This window comes from Kineosporiaceae bacterium (assembly GCA_016713225.1).
Lineage (GTDB): Bacteria > Actinomycetota > Actinomycetes > Actinomycetales > Kineosporiaceae > JADJPO01.
In genome coordinates this window covers 260,332-277,996 of record JADJPO010000003.1, presented here as the reverse complement: position 1 = coordinate 277,996, position 17,665 = coordinate 260,332, and the positions used below count along the sequence as shown (strand labels likewise).

Below are 17,665 nucleotides of genomic sequence, written 5' to 3'. Positions count from 1 at the left end.
TGCACCTCACCCGGTGCGCCAGCCGTCCACGAGGCCGAGCACGTCCAGCAGCCGGTGCGCGACGCCGTCCGGGTGGACGTCGACCGGTACCTGTTGGTAGGCCGGGATGTCCGAGTGCGGGATGAGGATCGCCCGCATGCCCAGACGCTGAGACCCGTGCACGTCCTCGTAGGGGCGGTCGCCGACGTAGACGCACGCGCGCGGGTCGGGGATGCCGAGCACCGCCATCGCGGACCGGAAGGCCGAGCGGTGGGGCTTGGCGTGATCGATCTCGGAGGAGTAGACCGCGCCGTCGATCAGGTCCAGGACGCCGTCGCGAGCGAAGACCGCGGCGTGATAGTCCCGCGACCAGATGGTGTTCGAGAGCACCCCGACCTTGATACCTCGGGCGCGCAGGCCCGCGAACAACGGCGCGACGTCCGGATCGGTGAAGGTGTGCGGCTCCCAGAACTCCTCGTAGGCCGTCATCGCCGCATCGTGGCCCGGATGATCCGAGGCGACGCCCGCCCTGGCCAGCACCTCGGCCAAGTGGGCGCTGCCCGCGCCGCCACGGATCCGCGCCCAGGCAGCGTCCTCGGCGGCCAGGATGCGGGCCGCCAGCGCCTCGGCGTGCTCGGGTGAACCGCCGGACGCCGCCGCGTACTCGCGCGCGTAGACACGCCACTGCTCGGCCAGGTCGATGGTGTGCCACGGCGTCAGCGTGCCGCCCCAGTCGAAGATCACTGCCTGAACCGGGACCGCCGCACCAGCGTTGGCCGGGCGGGCCGTCTCGCTCACCCGCGCACGACCTCGGTGATCCGGGCCGCCGCCTCGGCGACCGGCACCGGGGTGCGCTCGCCACTGCGGCGGTCCTTGATCTCGATGGTGCCCTCGGCCAGCCCCTTGCCGACCACCACGATGGTCGGCACCCCGATCAGCTCGGCGTCCTTGAACTTCACCCCGGGCGAGACCTTCATGCGGTCGTCGTAGATCACCCGCACGCCGCGGCCGACCAGGTCGGCCGACAGCGCCTCGGCGGCGTCCAGGATGGTCTGGTCCTTGCCGGCTGCGACCACGTGGACGTCGGCCGGACTCACTTCGCGGGGCCAGATCAGCCCGGCCTCGTCGTAGGTGGACTCGACGATCGCGGCGACCGCGCGCGAGACCCCGATGCCGTAGGAGCCCATGGTCACGGTGACCAACTTGCCGTTCTCGTCCAGCACCTGTAGCCCGAGGGCGTCGGCGTACTTGCGCCCCAGCTGGAAGATGTGGCCGATCTCGATACCGCGGGCGGTCTGCAGCGGCTGACCACAGGTGGGGCAACCGTCACCGGCGCGCACCTCGGCGGCCTCGATCACGCCGTCCCCGGTGAAGTCGCGCCCGGCGACCAGGTCGAAGACGTGCTTGCCGGGCTCGTCGGCACCGGTCACCCAGGCGGTGCCGGGCACCACGCGAGGGTCGAGCAGGTAGCGGATGCCGCTGGACTTCTTCTCGCCCAGCACGCCAGGGCCGATGTAGCCCTTGGTCAGCGTCGGGTAGCGGGCGAAGTCGGCCTCGGTGAAGGCCTCGACCTCGGCCGGGGCGACAGCGGCCTCGAGCCGTTTGGGGTCGACCTCGCGGTCGCCGGGCAGGCCGATGCAGAGCGGTTCGCGGGTGCCGTCGGGGTGGACGAGCATCACCACGACGTTCTTGAGGGTGTCGTCGGCGCGCCAGGACCGCCCGTCGCTACGGGGGTGCAGCTCGTTGGCCACGTTCACGAGGGTCTCGATGGTGGGTGTGTCCGGGGTGAGCTCGGCGTGCGCCGCCGGGACGGCGTCCCAGTTCTGTGCCGCGGGCACCGGCGTGGTGACGGCCTCGACATTGGCCGCATAACCGCAGGCGGAGCAGCGCACGAAGGTGTCCTCGCCGACCTCGGTGGGCTGCAGGAACTCCTCGCTCTTGCTGCCGCCCATCGCCCCGGACATGGCGCTGACGATGACGAAGTCCAGGCCGAGGCGGGTGAAGGTCTTGATGTAGGCGTCGCGGTGGCGCTGATAGGAGCGCTCGAGTCCGGCGTCGTCCACGTCGAAGGAGTAGGAGTCCTTCATCACGAACTCGCGCCCGCGCAGGATGCCGGCGCGGGGCCGGGCCTCGTCGCGGTACTTGATCTGGATCTGGTAGATCGACAGCGGTAGGTCCTTGTACGAGGAGTACAGGTCCTTGACCAGCAGCGTGAACATCTCCTCGTGGGTCGGGCCGAGGAGGTAGTCGTTGTCGCGGCGGTCCTTGAGCCGGAACAGGTTGTCGCCGTACTCGGTCCAGCGGTTGGTGGCCTCGTAGGGCTCGCGGGGCAGCAGACCGGGGAAGTGCACCTCTTGGAAGCCCGCGCCGTCCATCTCTTCGCGCACGACCCGCTCGACGTTGCGGTAGACCCGGTAGCCCAGCGGCAGCCAGGAGTAGATACCCGGCGCCGCACGACGGATGTACCCGGCGCGCACCAACAACTTGTGGCTCGGGACCTCGGCGTCGGCCGGGTCGTCGCGCAGGGTGCGCAGGAACAGGGTGGACATCCGCAACAGCTCGCTCACCCTGGCGAGGATAGCCCGCCAGCCAACCTGCTGATGCTCCGCAGGTGACGGGCCGAGGGCTCGAAACAGCGTTGTCAAGCGTCATCGGCGGAGCATGAGCTGTCCGCTGCGGAGCATGAGCGGGTTGGGGATGGGTCAGGGGTGAGTTGGGGGTGGGTTGGGGGTGGGTCAGAAGAGGACGGTGGCGAAGGTGCCGACCCGGGTGAAGCCGACGCGCTCGTAGACGTGGACGGCGCGGGAGTTGTAGGCGTTCACGTACAGGGACACGATGGGAGCCAGATCGCGACGGCAGAACGCCGCGACAGCGGCCATGCCGGGGATGGCGACGCCGCGACCTCGATGTTCGGGCGCCACCCACACCCCCTGGACCTGAGCGGCCTGCGGGGTGACCGAGCCGATCTCGGCCTTGAAGACCACCTCGGGTCCGCGGGCACCGACCTCCAGGCGCACCAGCGAGCGGCCGTTGGTCACCAGGCCGGCGACCTGGGATCGATAGAGCGAGCCGCCGTCGGCCAGCACCGGGGAGTAGCCGACCTCCTCGGTGAACATCGCGACGCAGGCGGGGGTGACCAGGTCGATCTCCTCGACGCGCGCGAGGCGCACCAACGGATCGGGGGCGACCAGGGGCGGGCCGTCCAAGGCCATCAACGGCTGATCGTCACGGATGTCCCGAGCCCGGCCCCAGCGCGAGGACAGCTGCGACCACAGCGGCATGACCATCTCGCTGGCCCCGACGATCGAGGAACAGTGCCGCCCCTGCCGTAGGGCTCGGTAGGCGAAGGCCTCGATCGCATCCGGATTCGCCTCCACCGGAACGAGGTTGGCCCCCGACCAGCACAACGCGTCCAGTGACCCGCCGTCGTAGTACCCCCACAGCTCGCCCCCGCTGGAACGGGACACCCCGTGACTGCGCAGCCGTGCGGCGACGAACACGTTCGCCACCGGGTCACGGGCACACACATCCAGGGCCTCGTCGAGATCGACGCGGTCCAACATCCGCATTGAGGCCCGCAGCACGAGGGCATCATCTCAGGTCACGCACCGCCATCACAGGTGCACACGACAAGCGGCCGGGCCGGTGCGATCGACCGGGCGCAGGGCACCGGACTACTCGGGGTTGACGCGCATCTGGTCGGCCAGCTGCATCGCATACTCGACCAGGGTCTCGACGATCTTCGACTCGGGCACGGTGGCGACCACTTCACCCTTGACGAAGATCTGCCCCTTGCCGTTGCCGGACGCCACGCCCAGATCGGCCTCGCGGGCCTCCCCCGGGCCGTTGACCACACAGCCCATCACGGCCACCCGCAGCGGGACGTCGAGCCCGTCCAGCGCCGCGGTCACCTTGTCGGCCAAGGAGTACACGTCGACCTGGGCGCGCCCGCACGAGGGGCACGAGACGATCTCGAGTTTGCGCGGGCGCAGGTTGAGCGACTGCAGGATCTGGATGCCGACCTTGACCTCCTCGACCGGCGGCGCCGACAACGAGACCCGGATGGTGTCCCCGATGCCCTGGCTCAGCAGCGCCCCGAACGCGGTCGCCGACTTGATCGTGCCCTGGAACGCCGGCCCGGCCTCGGTCACGCCCAGGTGCAGCGGCCAGTCACCCCGCTCGGCGAGCAGCTCGTAGGCACGCACCATCACCACGGGGTCGTTGTGCTTGACGCTGATCTTGAAGTCGTGGAAGTCGTGCTCCTCGAACAGGCTGGCCTCCCACACCGCCGATTCCACCAGCGCCTCCGGGGTGGCCTTGCCGTACTTGGCCAGCAGCCGCTTGTCGAGCGACCCGGCATTGACCCCGATCCGGATCGAGGTCCCGGCGTCCCGGGCCGCCGCCGCGATCTGCTCGACCTGGTCGTCGAAGGCGCGGATGTTGCCGGGATTGACCCGGACGGCGGCACACCCGGCATCGATGGCGGCGTAGACGTACTTGGGCTGGAAGTGAATGTCGGCGATCACCGGGATCTGCGACTTACGGGCGATGGCGGGCAGCGCCTCCGCGTCGTCCTGGCTGGGGCAGGCCACCCGCACGATGTCGCAGCCGGCCGCCGTCAGCTCGGCGATCTGCTGCAGGGTGGCGTTGATGTCGACCGTCGGCGTCGTGGTCATCGACTGGACGCTGATCGGGGCGTCCCCGCCGACGGTCACCGTGCCGACCTGGATCGCCCGCGCACGGCGGCGGGGGCTCAGCACGGGCGGTGCCCCGTCCGCGAACCCGGCGGTGGGGCCGGCGCTGGGGCTGGCCGGCACGATGGGCAGACCGATGTTGACCGACACGGGGACGCGCTCCTGTTCGAGAACGACGAAGAAACGACGAAGAACTGAGCGACCGGCCCGGTGGACCGGCCGATTCGAGCCTAACCGGGACGGGCGTCCTCAGCCGCCCAGACGGATCGGCTTGACGATGTCGGCATAGATCAACAGCACCGACATGGTGATCAGCACCGATCCCACGGCGTAGGCCAACGGCAGCGCGCGGGCGATGTCGACCGGGCCGGGGTCGGGCCGGCCGAAGACCCGGGCCACCTGGCGGCGCAGCCCCTCCCACAGGGCTCCGACGACGTGCCCGCCGTCCAGCGGCAGCAGCGGCACCAGGTTGAACACGAACAGCGCCAGGTTGAGCGAGGCGATGAGGTTGACCCAGATCGCGATCTTGTCGACCCAGCGCACCGGAGCCTCGTCGGTGCCCTGGAAGGAGCCGACCTCACCGGCGATGCGACCGACACCGACCACACTCACCGGACCCTCGGGGTCACGCGGACCATCACCGAACGCCGCCTGCACGACGCCGACCATCTTCTCGGGCACTTTGGTGATGGCGGAGAAGGTCACCGCGAGGTAGCCCCCGATCACCCCGGGAACCTTGGCCACCGGTACCGGCTCGACCGTGTCGAGCGGGGTCATGCCGAGGAATCCGGTCGGGGTGGTGAGGTACTCCCCGTTCGGGCCGGTCACCGGGTTGTCGTTCTCGTCGTAGACGTACCGGGCCGAGACCATCGGCGTCACGGTCAGCGTCACCGGCGCCCCGTTGCGACGGACGACGACCTCGATCGGGGTCGCGTTGCTGGCGCGGATGCGATCACGCAGCTCACGCCACGACTCCACCGGACGCCCGGCGTAGGAGATCACCTCGTCACCGGCGCGCAAGCCGGCCAGCTCGGCAGGCGACTTCTGATCCGTCGGAAGGCATCCGCGCGACGGCGTGGTCTTGGACACCGGCACCGGCAGCACACACTGCGAGATCGAGCCCACCGTGGTGGTCAGCGTCGAGGCACCGTAGAGCGTGAGCACGCCGGTCATCAGCACGACGGCCAGCAGCAGGTTCATGAACGGCCCGCCGAGCATGATGACCAGTCGCTGGGGAACGGAGCGTTGGTAGAACAGCCGGTCGGCATCGCGGGGGCTGATCTCTCGCTGGGCCTCGGCGCGCGCCCGGTCGATCAGGACGCCGAACCGCCCGGTCGAGTCCGCGCTGACCGGCCGGCCGGGAGCCGGCGGGAACATGCCCATCATGCGCACATAGCCGCCCAGCGGAATCGCCTTGATGCCGTACTCGGTGCCGCCGCGACGGGTCGACCACACCTTGGGCCCGAACCCGATGAAGTACTGCGGACAGGCCACCCCGAAGCGCTTGGCCGGGAGCAGGTGACCCAGCTCGTGCAGCGCGATCGAGAACGGCACCCCGACGCCGAGCAGGATCAGCCAACCGAGCAGGTTGCCGAACAGGTTGCCGCTCACAAGACCCCTTCTGCCGAGGCGCCGAGCACCTCGGACGCTCTCTGTCGTGCCCAACCGTCCGCGGCCAGCACGTCGTCCAGCCCTGCCGCCTCACCGCTCGCGCCGCCGGCCCGCTCGTGCTCGTCGACGACCACAGCCACCGTGTCGACGATGTCGAGGAAGGCGATGCGCCCGGCCAGGAACGCCTCGACACAGACCTCGTTCGCCGCGTTGTAGACGCCAGGATACGTTCCACCGGCCCGACCCACCCGCCGTGCCAGGGCCACGGCGGGGAACGCGTCGTCGTCCAGCGGGGCGAACTCCCAGGTGGCAGCCTGCGTGAGGTCGACCGGGCGGGCCACGCCGGGTACCCGTTCGGGCCAGCCCAGAGCGAGCGCGATCGGCAGGCGCATGTCGGGCGGTGAGGCCTGCGCGATGCACGAGCCGTCGACGAACTCCACCCACGAGTGCACGATCGACTGCGGGTGCACGGTGACCGCGATGCGCTCCAGCGGGACATCGAACAACAGGTGTGCCTCGATCACCTCGAGACCCTTGTTGACCAGCGTGGCCGAGTTGGTGGTGATCACCGGACCCATGGCCCAGGTGGGGTGCGCCAACGCCTGGCCGGGCGTCACCCCTCGGAGTTGCTCGCGGGTGCGACCGCGGAACGGACCGCCGCTGGCCGTCAGCACCAGCCGGGCCACCTCGGCAGCCGACCCCGAGCGCAGACACTGCGCCAGTGCAGAGTGCTCGGAGTCCACCGGGACGATCTGCCCCGGGGCTGCGGCGCCGGTGACCAGCCGACCCCCGATGATCAGTGACTCCTTGTTGGCCAGCGCGAGCGTCGAGCCCGATCGCAACGCCGCCAGCGTGGGCGCCAGCCCGATCGAGCCGGTCATCCCGTTCAGGACGACGTCCGCCCCCAGACCGGCCAGCGCGGACGCCGCGTCAGGCCCCACCTCGAGCCGGACGCCGTCAACCCCCACCGAGACGCCGCGGCGGGCCAGGGCTGCGGTGAGCGATGACGCGGCCGCCGGATCGGCCAGGCCCACGTGGTGCACACCGAGCGCGGCGACCTGATCGGCCAGCAGGTCGACCCGACCACCGCCGGCGGCCAGGGCCACGATCCGGAACCGGTCGGGGTTGGCCTGCACCACCTCGATCGCCTGGGTGCCGATCGAGCCGGTGGAGCCGAGCAAGACGATGTCGCGCACGGCGGTGACGCTACCCAATGGGGATGACAATCACGGTGCGTGTCGGGCCGGCACATGGGGAAACATCGTTTTGCCGCATTTCCCGTCAGAGAACCCGGCCAGGCGTGGCAGGCTGCCCCTCACGCACACCCGAATCGGAGGCGCAAAACATGCATCGTGCTCTCACCCGTATCGCGCGGATCATGGCGGTTCCCGTCATGGCCCTCGCCGGAGCCGGCCTGGCCGTGGGTAGCTCCGCCCAGGCTGCCACCACCCCTGCAGCGGCTCCCGGCGCGGCCGAGGCAGCCCTGGACACCCCGGGCGTCCCGGCCGCACTGTCCCGCCAGCAGCTCGCCTGGCAGGAGTGCATTCCGGACGCCGGGTTCCCGCAGTTCGAGTGTGCCGGCGTGGAGGTGCCCAAGGACTGGTCCAAGCCGACGGGTGAGCGCATCACCATCGCGGTCTCGCGAGTCAAGGCCGCGGACGCGACCGCCCGCCGTGGCGTGCTCTTGAGCAACCCCGGTGGCCCTGGTGGCTCCGGCCTGATCCTGAGTCTGTACTTCTCCCTGGTCGAGCCCGACCTCGCCGCCGCCTACGACCTGATCGGCATCGACCCGCGCGGCGTGGGGTCGTCGTCCCCCGCGCTGGCCTGCGCCGACCCGGCCATCCTGAACGCCCTCTATGGCCTGGATGGGCGTGACACCTCGGCCGCCAACCAGAAGCGCTACCTCGACCTGAACAAGCAGTACGCCGCGGCGTGCTCGGCCGACGCCCTCACCCGGCACATCCGCACCGACCAGGTGGTGCGCGACTACGACCTGGTCCGCTCGGTGCTGCGCGAGGCGAAGGTGAGCTACGTCGGGTACTCGGCGGGCACCTGGCTCGGCTCCTGGTACGCGGCGGTGTTCCCGAAGCGGGTCGACCGCTTCGTGCTCGACGGCAACCTGGACTTCACCGCTCCCAGCAGCGAGAGTTTCAACCGCCAGCCGGCCGGTTTCCAGAAGAGCTTCGAGTCCTACCTGCTGCCCTGGATCGCCTCCTACGACGAGGTCTATGACCTCGGCACCACCAAGGCCGCGGTGAAGAAGGTCTACGAGGCCCGCCGGGCCGTGCTCGCCAAGACCCCGCTCACCCTGGCCGATGGCAGTGCGCTCAACGCGGCCGGCTACGACTCGGGGGATCGCCGGGTCGCTGTACTGGACCGGACTGTACGACGGTCTGGCCACGGCCCTGTCGACGCTCGAGCACTACGACACCGCCACCGATGAGGCCAAGGCCCAGGTGCTGGACGTGTTCGGCAGCGGAGGAGCCGAGGGGAACGACGTGTTCTGGGCCGTCGTCTGCCAGGACGACAAGTCCCCCTCGTACAACCAGGTCCTCGAGGACACCCGCCGGTTCCGCCGGACGGCGCCGTTGGTCGGTGCCAGCTGGAACGCCAACCCGTGCCCGTTCTGGCCCGGTCGCCCCAAGGGTTCCCCGGTCGAGGGTGACGAGCTGCCGAAGCTGCTCATGATCAACAACGATGCCGACCCGGCGACCCCGCTCGGCAACGCCCTGGCGGCTCGCCGGAACACGCCGAACGCCCGCCTGGTGACGGTCACCGCTCAGCCGGACCACACCATCTACGGCAACGGCGATGCCTGTGTCGAGGGCCTCGCCAACGGCTGGCTGATCAACGGCGTGATGCCACGCCGCGACACCCGGTGCGCCGGGTTGCCGCTGCCGGTACCGGAGGCATTGGCCGGAGGCGCCGCGGCAGCGGCCGGCGCCGCCTCACCCGCCGCCCGGGCCGCGGCTGCGCCGCGGATGCCGGCCAAGGTGTGGATCGAGCAGTTCCAGAAGACCCACGGGACGCCGAAGGTCAGCTGAGTCCGGCTGATCCACGGCGAACGACAGATCGGCCCGGTCCCCGCGAGGGGGCCGGGCCGATCTGCGTGAACGATGTATGTTTCCCCCCGACCCTCGGTGATCATGTAATCCGTGCACGAAACGTGCACGGATTACATGATCACCACGGTTTGGGAGGGGCTCAGGGTTGGGAGGGGCTCAGAGGGCGATGCCGACGTACTTGGTCTCGAGGAACTCCTCGATGCCCTCGGCGCCGCCCTCCCGGCCGAAGCCGGAGTGCTTCACGCCGCCGAACGGCGCGGCCGGGTTCGACACGATGCCCTGGTTGAGGCCGACCATGCCGGTCTCGAGGCCTTCGGCCACCCGCATCGCGCGCGAGAGGTCCTTCGTGAAGGCGTAGGCGACCAGGCCGTACTCGCTGGCGTTGGCCAGGGCCACGGCCTGTTCGTCGGTCTCGAACGTGGTCACCGGAGCGACCGGGCCGAAGATCTCCTCGCTCAGCAGCCGGGCGTCCGCCGGGACGTCGGTGAGCACGGTCGGGGCGTAGAAGTAGCCCTGCTCCCCCACCGTCGAGCCGCCGGTGAGCACCCGAGCCCCGGCACCCACCGCCTGGGTCACCAGCTCGTCGACCTTGGCCTGGGACGGCGCGTCGACCAGCGGGCCGACGTCCACCCCGGCCTCGGTTCCCCGGCCCACGGTGAGCGCGGCCATCTTGTCCGCGAAGCGGCGGGCGAACTCCTCGGCGACCGAGCTGTGCACGATGAACCGGTTGGCCGCGGTGCACGCCTCGCCCATGTTGCGCATCTTGGCGAGCATCGCGCCGTCCACCGCCGCCTCGACGTCGGCATCGGCGAAGACCAGGAACGGGGCGTTGCCACCGAGCTCCATCGAGACCCGCAGCAACTGCTCGGCCGACTGCTCGACCAGCTTGCGACCGATCTCGGTCGAGCCGGTGAACGACAGCTTGCGCAGCCGCGGGTCGCGGATCAGCGGCTCCATCACCGCGCCACTGTGACTGGTGGTGATCACGTTCAGGACGCCGTCCGGCAGGCCGGCCTCGGTCATGATCTGGGCCAGGGCGTACATCGACAGCGGGGTCTGGGTGGCGGGCTTGACCACCATGGTGCAGCCGGCGGCCACCGCAGGGCCGATCTTGCGGGTGCCCATCGCCAGCGGGAAGTTCCAGGGGGTGATGAACAGGCACGGCCCGACCGGCTGCTTCATGGTCAGCAGTCGGGTGGCGCCGTTGGGGGCCACGCTGTAGCGCCCGCTGATCCGCACGGCCTCCTCGGAGAACCAGCGGAAGAACTCGGCGGCATAGGCGACCTCGCCGAGCGCCTCCTTGACCGGCTTGCCCATCTCGAGGGTCATGATCAGCGCGAGCTCCTCGGCCCGGGCGGTGATCAGCTCGAAGGCCCGACGCAGGATCTCGCCGCGCTCACGGGGCGGGGTGGCTGCCCAGGAGGCCTGCACGGCCACCGCGGCGTCCAGGGCGGCGGTGCCGTCGGCCACCGAGGCGTCGGCGATGTGAGCGATCACCTCGCCCGTGGCGGGGTCGTCCACCGGCACCGTGGCCCCGCCCGTCGCCGGACGCCACTGCCCACCGATGAACAGCTCGGTCGACACCGAGCCGATGACCTCGGACTCGCGCGCGGACAGGCTCATCGCAACTTCCTCTCGAGTTTCGTCGTCCCGGCCCTTCAGACCGGCCAGCCTAACCATCACCACATCGATCGTTCGTCACCGATCGTTCATCACCGATCGTTCATCACGGTGCGACGACGCGCTCCTGCAGTCCCCAGGTCGGACCCAGATCACCCAGCCGGTCCAGGAACGGTACGGCGTCGAACGCCTCCGGCCCGAGAACGCCCTGACCGGACCAGGTGCCCTCGGCGAGCAGTTCGAGCGCGACCACCGGGTTGACAGCGGTCTGCCAGACCACACACTGCGAGCCGTACTCGGCCATGGACCAGTCGTTGTCGACCACGTGGTGCAGGTAGACCTCGCGGGGGCGCCCGGCGAACGGCGTCCCGTCGGGGTGAGTGCCCTTGCCGGTGCCGGTGACCCACAACCCGGCGCAGGTCGCGCCGTGCATCCGATCCCCCAGGGTGGCGGGGTCCGGCAGACAGGCGGCCACCACATCGCGCGGGCTCACCCGGACGCGGGCCGAACTGCCGTCGTCCAGACCGCCCCGGACGGCGACCGGCGCGGTGCCGTCCAGGCCCAGCTTGTGCAGCGTGCGTAGGACGTCGATGAACTCCTCGCCGAGCCCGTACTTGAAGGTGACCCGCCGCGCCGTGACCCAGCGCGGCATCAGCAGCACCTCCTCGTGCTCGACGTTGACGCACTCCACCGGGCCGATGCCACCGGGGAAGTCGAATACCTCGGGCTCGCTGAAGGGCTCGGTGGTGAACCAGCCGCGGCCCGCCTCGTGGATCACCGGCGGGTTGAGGCACTCCTCGATCGTGGTCCAGATCGAGAAGGACGGCGCGAAGTCGTAGCCGTCGACGGTGAGGTTCGCGCCGTCGCGCACACCGAGTTCGTCGATGGTCTCGAACAGGTGGTCGGCGGCGTAGCGGGCGAACACGTCCGACAGCCCGGGCTCGACGCCGATGCCCACCAGCGCCAGTCGACCGGCGTCCCGCCACGCCTGCTCGCGGGCGAACTGCTCGTCACCGAGCTTGACCCCGCAGCTGCCGTACGGGTCATCCGAGTGCGGCCGCGACAGGCTCATCGCCATGTCGAGATAGTCGGCGCCGGCGGCCAGGGCGCCCTCGAAGACACTCATCACGAAACGCGGATCGACGGCGTTGAGCACGTGGGTGATCCGGTGCTCGCGGGCCAGGGCCGAGACCGCCTCGGCGCTGGAGGCGTCGACGCGCGCGGCGACGAACCGCCCGTCCGGGTGAACCGCGGTCACAGCGGCCACGGCCTGCTCGGCCCGGGCGAGATCGTAGTCACTGATCACGAGGTGTTCGAAGAAGTCACGACGGGCCGCGATCCGAGCCACGGCGCTGCCCACTCCCCCGGCACCCACCACCAGTACCCGCATCGCCATCGCCATCGCCATCACCGTCTCAACCTTTCGACACCCGAAACCTGCTGTGATCCTAGGAGCGCGGAAACGAATCCGTAACAGAAACGCCCCTAGACAGTAGATATCGAAGGTGTCATTGTTCCGCGAACGACCCTGTCCACCCTCCGCCGCGACGCGGAGGCTCAGAGGAGCGAGTACATGAGCAGTGATACCGCGGCACCCATCGGTTTCCCCGAGGTCGCCGGCGACAAGGGGCTGAAGGGTGGTGCCCTCGGCCTGCTCTCCAGCGTGGTGGTCGGAATGGCCTCCACGGCCCCCGCATACAGCCTGGCGGCCAGCCTCGGCTTCGTGGTGGCCGCGGGTGGCTCACTGCTCGCCGGCACCAAGGCGCCGGCCGTCTTCATGCTGGCGTTCATCCCGATGTACTTCATCGCGATCGCCTACCAGGAGCTGAACAAGGCCGAGCCGGACTGTGGCACCACATTCACCTGGGCGAGCCGGGCCTTCGGCCCGATCACCGGCTGGCTGGGCGGCTGGGGAATCATCGCCGCCGACGTGATCGTGATGGCTAACCTGGCCCAGGTCGCCGGCGCCTACTCGTTCACCTTCACCGGTGAGGTGGGGGCGTTGTTCGGGCAGGATTGGTCCGGCGTCGCCGACCTGGCCGACAGCACCTTCTGGTCGACGGTCGCGGGCCTGATCTGGATCGCGCTGATGACCTACATCTGCTACCGCGGCATCGAGGTCAGTGCCCGGTTGCAGTATGGCCTCCTGGCCATCGAGGTCGTCGTGCTGATCATCTTCGCGATCGTGGCGCTGACCAAGGTCTACAGCGGCAACGCCGAGTCGTACTCGCTGACCCCGAGTCTGTCGTGGCTGTGGCCGGGCGGGCTGGGTTTCGGCGACGTGATCGCCCCCGCACTGTTGACGACGTTCTTCATCTACTGGGGCTGGGACACCGCCGTCGCCTGCAACGAGGAGAGCGACGACCCTGGTAAGACCCCCGGTCGCGCCGCGGTCATCTCGACGATCCTGCTGCTCGGCACGTACGCCATGGTCTCCATCGCCGCCATCGCCTTCGCCGGAGTCGGCACCGACGGAATCGGGCTCGGCAACGCGGACAATGCCGACGACGTGTTCGGGGCTGTGGGCGAGACTCTCTTCGGGGACAGCACCCTGGGCAAGCTCGGCCTGATCCTGCTGGCTGCCTCGATCCTCACCTCGGCTTCGGCCTCCACCCAGACCACGATCCTGCCGACCGCGCGCACCGCGCTGTCCATGGGCGTGTTCAAGGCGCTGCCGGAGCGCTTCGCCAACGTGCACCCGAAGTACCTGACCCCCACCTGGTCGACCATCGGCATGGGCATCATCTCGGCCGTGTTCTACCTGCTGTTCACCCTGGTCAGCCCCAACCTGCTGACCGCACTGATCGGCTCCATCGGCCTGATGATCGCGTTTTACTACGGGCTCACCGGCTTTGCCTGCGCCTGGTTCTACCGCAAGAACGCCGCCAAGGGCGGCCGTGACCTGGTGATGCAGGTCCTGATCCCGCTCTCAGGCGGCCTGATCATGCTGGCCACCTTCGGCTATGGCCTGCAGCAGTTCTTGCTGCCGGACTGGCTGACCGATGACGACGGCAACAACATCACCATCTTCGGCCAGGGCGCCGTGGGAGTCGTGGGGTTGCTCGCGCTGGCGCTCGGCGCCGTGGCCATGGTCATGCAGTGGCTCAGCGCCCCGGCGTTCTTCCGCGGTGAAACCCTGCCGAAGCGCGGCTCGCACGACCTGGTGCTCGCCGGTATCGCGGGAGCGGGAACCGACGTCCACTCGCGGCGACTGCCCGACTCGGGTCTGCCCGAGCTGATCATCGCGCCCGACCTGTCGAACCTGCCCAAGGGCGAGCACGTGGCCGACCTGACCACGCACCACGAGGTCACGCCCGAGCCCGAGAAGTAGTCAGCCCGACACCAGTGGCGGCCCTCCCCAGTCAGGGGTGGGCCGCCACGTCGTGTGGGCCGCGAGTCGCGTGCCGCACCCGTCACGCCGCCCGGACGAGCCCAACCCACCCAACCCCTGAGCCATCATCCATGATCACCGTTAGATCGCAGTTTCCTCCTTCTGGACCGGAGCAAACTGCGATCTAACGGTGATCATGAGGGGAAGCGGCAGATCGCGGGGTGCGCCGTCGATCAGGTGTGCTGCGGGAAGCCCAGGTTGATGCCGCCGTGGCTCGGGTCGAGCCAACGGGACGTCACGACCTTGCCGCGGGTGAAGAAGTGCACGCCCTCCATGCCGTGGGCGTGGCTGTCACCGAACAGCGAGTTCTTCCAGCCACCGAAGGAGTAGTAGGCCATCGGCACCGGGATCGGCACGTTGATGCCGACCATGCCGACCTCGACCTCGTACTGGAACCGCCGGGCGGCGCCGCCGTCGTTGGTGAAGATCGCGGTGCCGTTGCCGTACGGGTTCGAGTTGACCAGTTCCATGGCCGCCTCGTAGCTCGGCACCCGGACGACCGACAGCACCGGGCCGAAGATCTCGTCGGTGTACACCGACATCGACGGAGTGACGTTGTCGATCAGGGTGGGGCCGAGGAAGAAGCCCTCACCGTCGGCGTCGAAGCTCGCCTGGCGCCCGTCGACCTCGACGGTGGCCCCTGCCTCGGCGCCTGCGCCGACGTAGGAGGCGACCTTGTCACGGTGCTCACGGGTGACCAGCGGACCCATGTCGACGTTGCGGGTCCCGTCACCGGTGCGCAGCGTGGCGATCCGCTCCTTGATCTTGGCGATCAGCGGGTCACCGACCGGATCGACGGCGATCAGCGCCGAGATGGCCATGCACCGCTCGCCGGCCGAGCCGTACCCGGCGTTCACCGCGGCGTCGGCGGCCAGGTCGAGGTCGGCGTCAGGCAGCACGATCATGTGGTTCTTGGCGCCACCGAGCGCCTGCACCCGCTTGCCGTGCCGAGTGCCGGTCTCGTAGACGTACGTGGCGATCGGCGTGGAGCCCACGAACGAGACCGACGAGATGTCGGGGTGGGTCAGCAGCGTGTCGACCGCCTCCTTGTCGCCGTGGACGACGTTGAGCACACCCGGCGGCAGCCCGGCGTCCGCGAAGGCCTGGGCGATCAGCAGCGCCGCGGTCGGGTCCTTCTCACTCGGCTTGAGCACCACGGCGTTGCCGCAGGCCACCGAGATCGGGATGAACCACAGCGGCACCATCGAGGGGAAGTTGAACGGCGAGATGACCGCGGTGACGCCGAGCGGCTGACGGATCGAGTAGACGTCGACCCCGGACGACACGCCCTCACTGAAGCCGCCCTTGAGCAGGTGCGGGATACCGCACGCGAACTCGACGATCTCGAGGCCGCGCTGCACCTCGCCCGCGGCGTCCGAGAGCACCTTGCCGTGCTCGGCGGTGATGGCCGCCGCGATCTCGGACGCACGCTGGGAGATCAGCTCGCGAGCGGCGAAGAGCACCTTGGCGCGGGTCGACAGGGACGACGTCCGCCACGCGGCGGCAGCGGCCGTGGCCGAGGCGACGACCTGGTTGACATCGGCGGCGCTGGCCAGACGCACCTGCGCCTGCTGCTCCCCCGTGGCGGGGTTGAAGACCGGGCCGGTGCGCTCGCCGGAACCGGCGAACGGTTTGCCGTCGACGAAGTGGACGATCTCGCGCAGGGAGGGGGTCGAAGTCATGGCACTAGTGTGCCAATTCTGGAGACTTTGTAAAGACAAACTCACCAATTGATCTCGAACGATCTCGAGAACAACCTCAGGAGTCGAACCCCAACCCGAGCCGGTCGAGCGTGCGCAACCACACGTTGCGCCGTCCCTGGCCGGCATCGGCCGCGGCGATCGAGCGCCGGGTCAGTTCGATGCCGGCCCACCGGAACGGTTCGGGCGGGAACGGCAGCGGCCGCGAACGCACCATCTCGAGTCGGGTCCGGGGGGTGTCCCGGCGGTCGAGGAGTTCCAGGGCCACCTGGGCAGCGAACCGGCTCGCCCCCACGCCCAGCCCGGTATAGCCCTGGACGGCGCACACCTTGGTGTCGCAGGCGCGTTGCCAGAACGCGGTGAACCGGGTGCAGGTGTCGATCGCGCCACCCCAGGTGTGGCTGATCCGCAGCCCCTCGAGCTGCGGGAAGGTCTCGTACAGGTGCTGCACCAGCAGCCGTTCGGTGGCCTGGTTGCGCATCCGCCGCCCGGACAGGTCACCACCGAAGTAGTACAGCGCGTCGTAGCCGCCCCAGATGATCCGGCCGTCCGCGGTCAGCCGGTAGTAGTGGAACTGGTTACCGGCATCGCTCAGCCCCTCGCCGCCGGCCCACCCGATGGCGGCGCGCTGCTCGGCGCTCAAGGGCTCGGTGGCCAGGACGTGATCCCAGACCGGCACCACGTAGGGCCGCACCCGGTGCAGCAGGGAGGGGAAGGCGTTGGTGGCCAGCACCACCCGGCGGGCGTGCACCACCCCGGTGGCCGTCTCGAGCCTCACCCGGTCACCCTGGTCGGCCAGCGCCAGCACCCGCGACCGCTCGTGAATCCGGACGCCGGCCCGCTCGGCCACCTCGGCCAGGCCCCACACCAGCCCGGCAGGGTCGAGCGTCGCCGTGCCCCGGGTGTCGCGCAGCCCACCCAGATAGGTCGGTGAGTCGACCAGGGCGCGGGCGGCGTCGGCGTCCAGCAGGTCGAGGTGTTCGCCCACGCCGGCCTCGACGGCGGCCTGGTGCAGCTCGGTCAGCTCGGCCAGTTGCCACTCGGCCACGGCCATGGAGACCTCACCGGCGCGGCTGAACGAACAGTCGATGCCGTGATCGGCGATCGTCTGCTCGATGGCGTCGAGGTTCTCGAGGCCCATCCGTTCGAGGGTGGCCAGCTCGTCGGGCCAGCGGGACAGGCCGTTGCCCAGGCCGTGGGTCAGGCTGGAGGAGCAGAACCCGCCGTTGCGGCCGCTGGCCGCCCAGCCGAGGTCGCCCCCGTCGAGCAGGGTGATGGTCCAGGCCGGGTACTGCTCGGCGGCCAGGACGGCGGCCCACAGCCCGGTGAAGCCGCCACCGACGATGGCCAGGTCGACCGAGGCGTCGCCGTCCAACGGGGCTCGCCGGTCGGGTCGCAGCTCGGTGTCGAGCCAGAACGGGACGCCGCGCGCGCCCACCAACGCCTCGTCCACCAGCGCTTCGTCCACGGCACCGGACACCCGGTCGCCGAGGTTCGCGCTCAGCCCACCGGCCGACGCGCTGCCCATCCGACACCTCCCGCACTACCTGGTGCAGCACACCCTAGGGGCTGATCGATCGTTCCCGATGCCCGACGAGCACGACC

12 protein-coding genes are annotated in these 17,665 nt (G+C 69.8%); 2 read left to right on the top strand and 10 right to left on the bottom strand.

The annotated features are described in order from the left end of the window. Nucleotides 1-6 precede the first annotated feature (6 nt). The 6 genes from IPK24_12320 to IPK24_12295 form a co-directional block, all read right to left on the bottom strand. Entirely contained in the window at nucleotides 7-777 is a 771-nt protein-coding gene (locus IPK24_12320; GenBank protein ID MBK8076321.1) for an HAD family hydrolase, read from the bottom strand. Then, entirely contained in the window at nucleotides 774-2,528 is a 1,755-nt protein-coding gene (locus tag IPK24_12315; GenBank protein ID MBK8076320.1) for a proline--tRNA ligase, read from the bottom strand. The genes IPK24_12320 and IPK24_12315 overlap by 4 nt, the downstream gene beginning before the upstream one ends. 186 nt (nucleotides 2,529-2,714) lie before the next feature. Beyond that, a complete protein-coding gene (locus tag IPK24_12310; GenBank protein ID MBK8076319.1) occupies nucleotides 2,715-3,548 on the bottom strand; it encodes a GNAT family N-acetyltransferase in 834 nt (277 codons plus the stop codon). A 105-nt stretch (nucleotides 3,549-3,653) separates the two neighbouring features. Then, nucleotides 3,654-4,796 carry a flavodoxin-dependent (E)-4-hydroxy-3-methylbut-2-enyl-diphosphate synthase gene (gene ispG / locus IPK24_12305; GenBank protein MBK8076318.1) on the bottom strand — a complete coding sequence of 381 codons (1,143 nt, stop codon included), beginning with the start codon at nucleotides 4,794-4,796 and terminating at the stop codon, nucleotides 3,654-3,656. Between the two features lie 126 nt (nucleotides 4,797-4,922). Next, on the bottom strand, nucleotides 4,923-6,272 hold the full coding sequence (locus tag IPK24_12300; GenBank protein MBK8076317.1) for a site-2 protease family protein: 1,350 nt from the start codon (nucleotides 6,270-6,272) through the stop codon (nucleotides 4,923-4,925). 8 nt (nucleotides 6,273-6,280) lie between these two features. Next, complete coding sequence (locus IPK24_12295) at nucleotides 6,281-7,480, bottom strand: 1-deoxy-D-xylulose-5-phosphate reductoisomerase (protein MBK8076316.1); 1,200 nt, start codon at nucleotides 7,478-7,480, stop codon at nucleotides 6,281-6,283. Between the two features lie 182 nt (nucleotides 7,481-7,662). On the opposite strand from IPK24_12295, the gene IPK24_12290 reads away from it, so the two are divergent. Next, on the top strand, nucleotides 7,663-8,727 hold the full coding sequence (locus IPK24_12290; GenBank protein ID MBK8076315.1) for an alpha/beta fold hydrolase: 1,065 nt from the start codon (nucleotides 7,663-7,665) through the stop codon (nucleotides 8,725-8,727). 778 nt (nucleotides 8,728-9,505) lie between these two features. Here the strand turns inward: IPK24_12290 and IPK24_12285 are convergent. Further along, on the bottom strand, nucleotides 9,506-10,972 hold the full coding sequence (locus IPK24_12285) for an NAD-dependent succinate-semialdehyde dehydrogenase (protein ID MBK8076314.1): 1,467 nt from the start codon (nucleotides 10,970-10,972) through the stop codon (nucleotides 9,506-9,508). Between the two features lie 103 nt (nucleotides 10,973-11,075). Next, nucleotides 11,076-12,359 (bottom strand): saccharopine dehydrogenase NADP-binding domain-containing protein, encoded by a 1,284-nt coding sequence (locus IPK24_12280; GenBank protein MBK8076313.1) that lies wholly within the window; start codon nucleotides 12,357-12,359, stop codon nucleotides 11,076-11,078. A gap of 183 nt (nucleotides 12,360-12,542) precedes the next feature. Between IPK24_12280 and IPK24_12275 the strand changes: the two genes are divergently transcribed. After that, nucleotides 12,543-14,300 carry an APC family permease gene (locus IPK24_12275; protein MBK8076312.1) on the top strand — a complete coding sequence of 586 codons (1,758 nt, stop codon included), beginning with the start codon at nucleotides 12,543-12,545 and terminating at the stop codon, nucleotides 14,298-14,300. 233 nt (nucleotides 14,301-14,533) lie between these two features. Here IPK24_12275 and IPK24_12270 read toward each other — a convergent pair whose 3' ends face one another. Together IPK24_12270 and IPK24_12265 are read right to left on the bottom strand one after the other, a co-directional pair. Then, on the bottom strand, nucleotides 14,534-16,042 hold the full coding sequence (locus IPK24_12270) for a CoA-acylating methylmalonate-semialdehyde dehydrogenase (GenBank protein MBK8076311.1): 1,509 nt from the start codon (nucleotides 16,040-16,042) through the stop codon (nucleotides 14,534-14,536). Between the two features lie 76 nt (nucleotides 16,043-16,118). Next, nucleotides 16,119-17,588 carry an FAD-dependent oxidoreductase gene (locus IPK24_12265; protein ID MBK8076310.1) on the bottom strand — a complete coding sequence of 490 codons (1,470 nt, stop codon included), beginning with the start codon at nucleotides 17,586-17,588 and terminating at the stop codon, nucleotides 16,119-16,121. Between the last annotated feature and the right edge of the window lie 77 nt (nucleotides 17,589-17,665).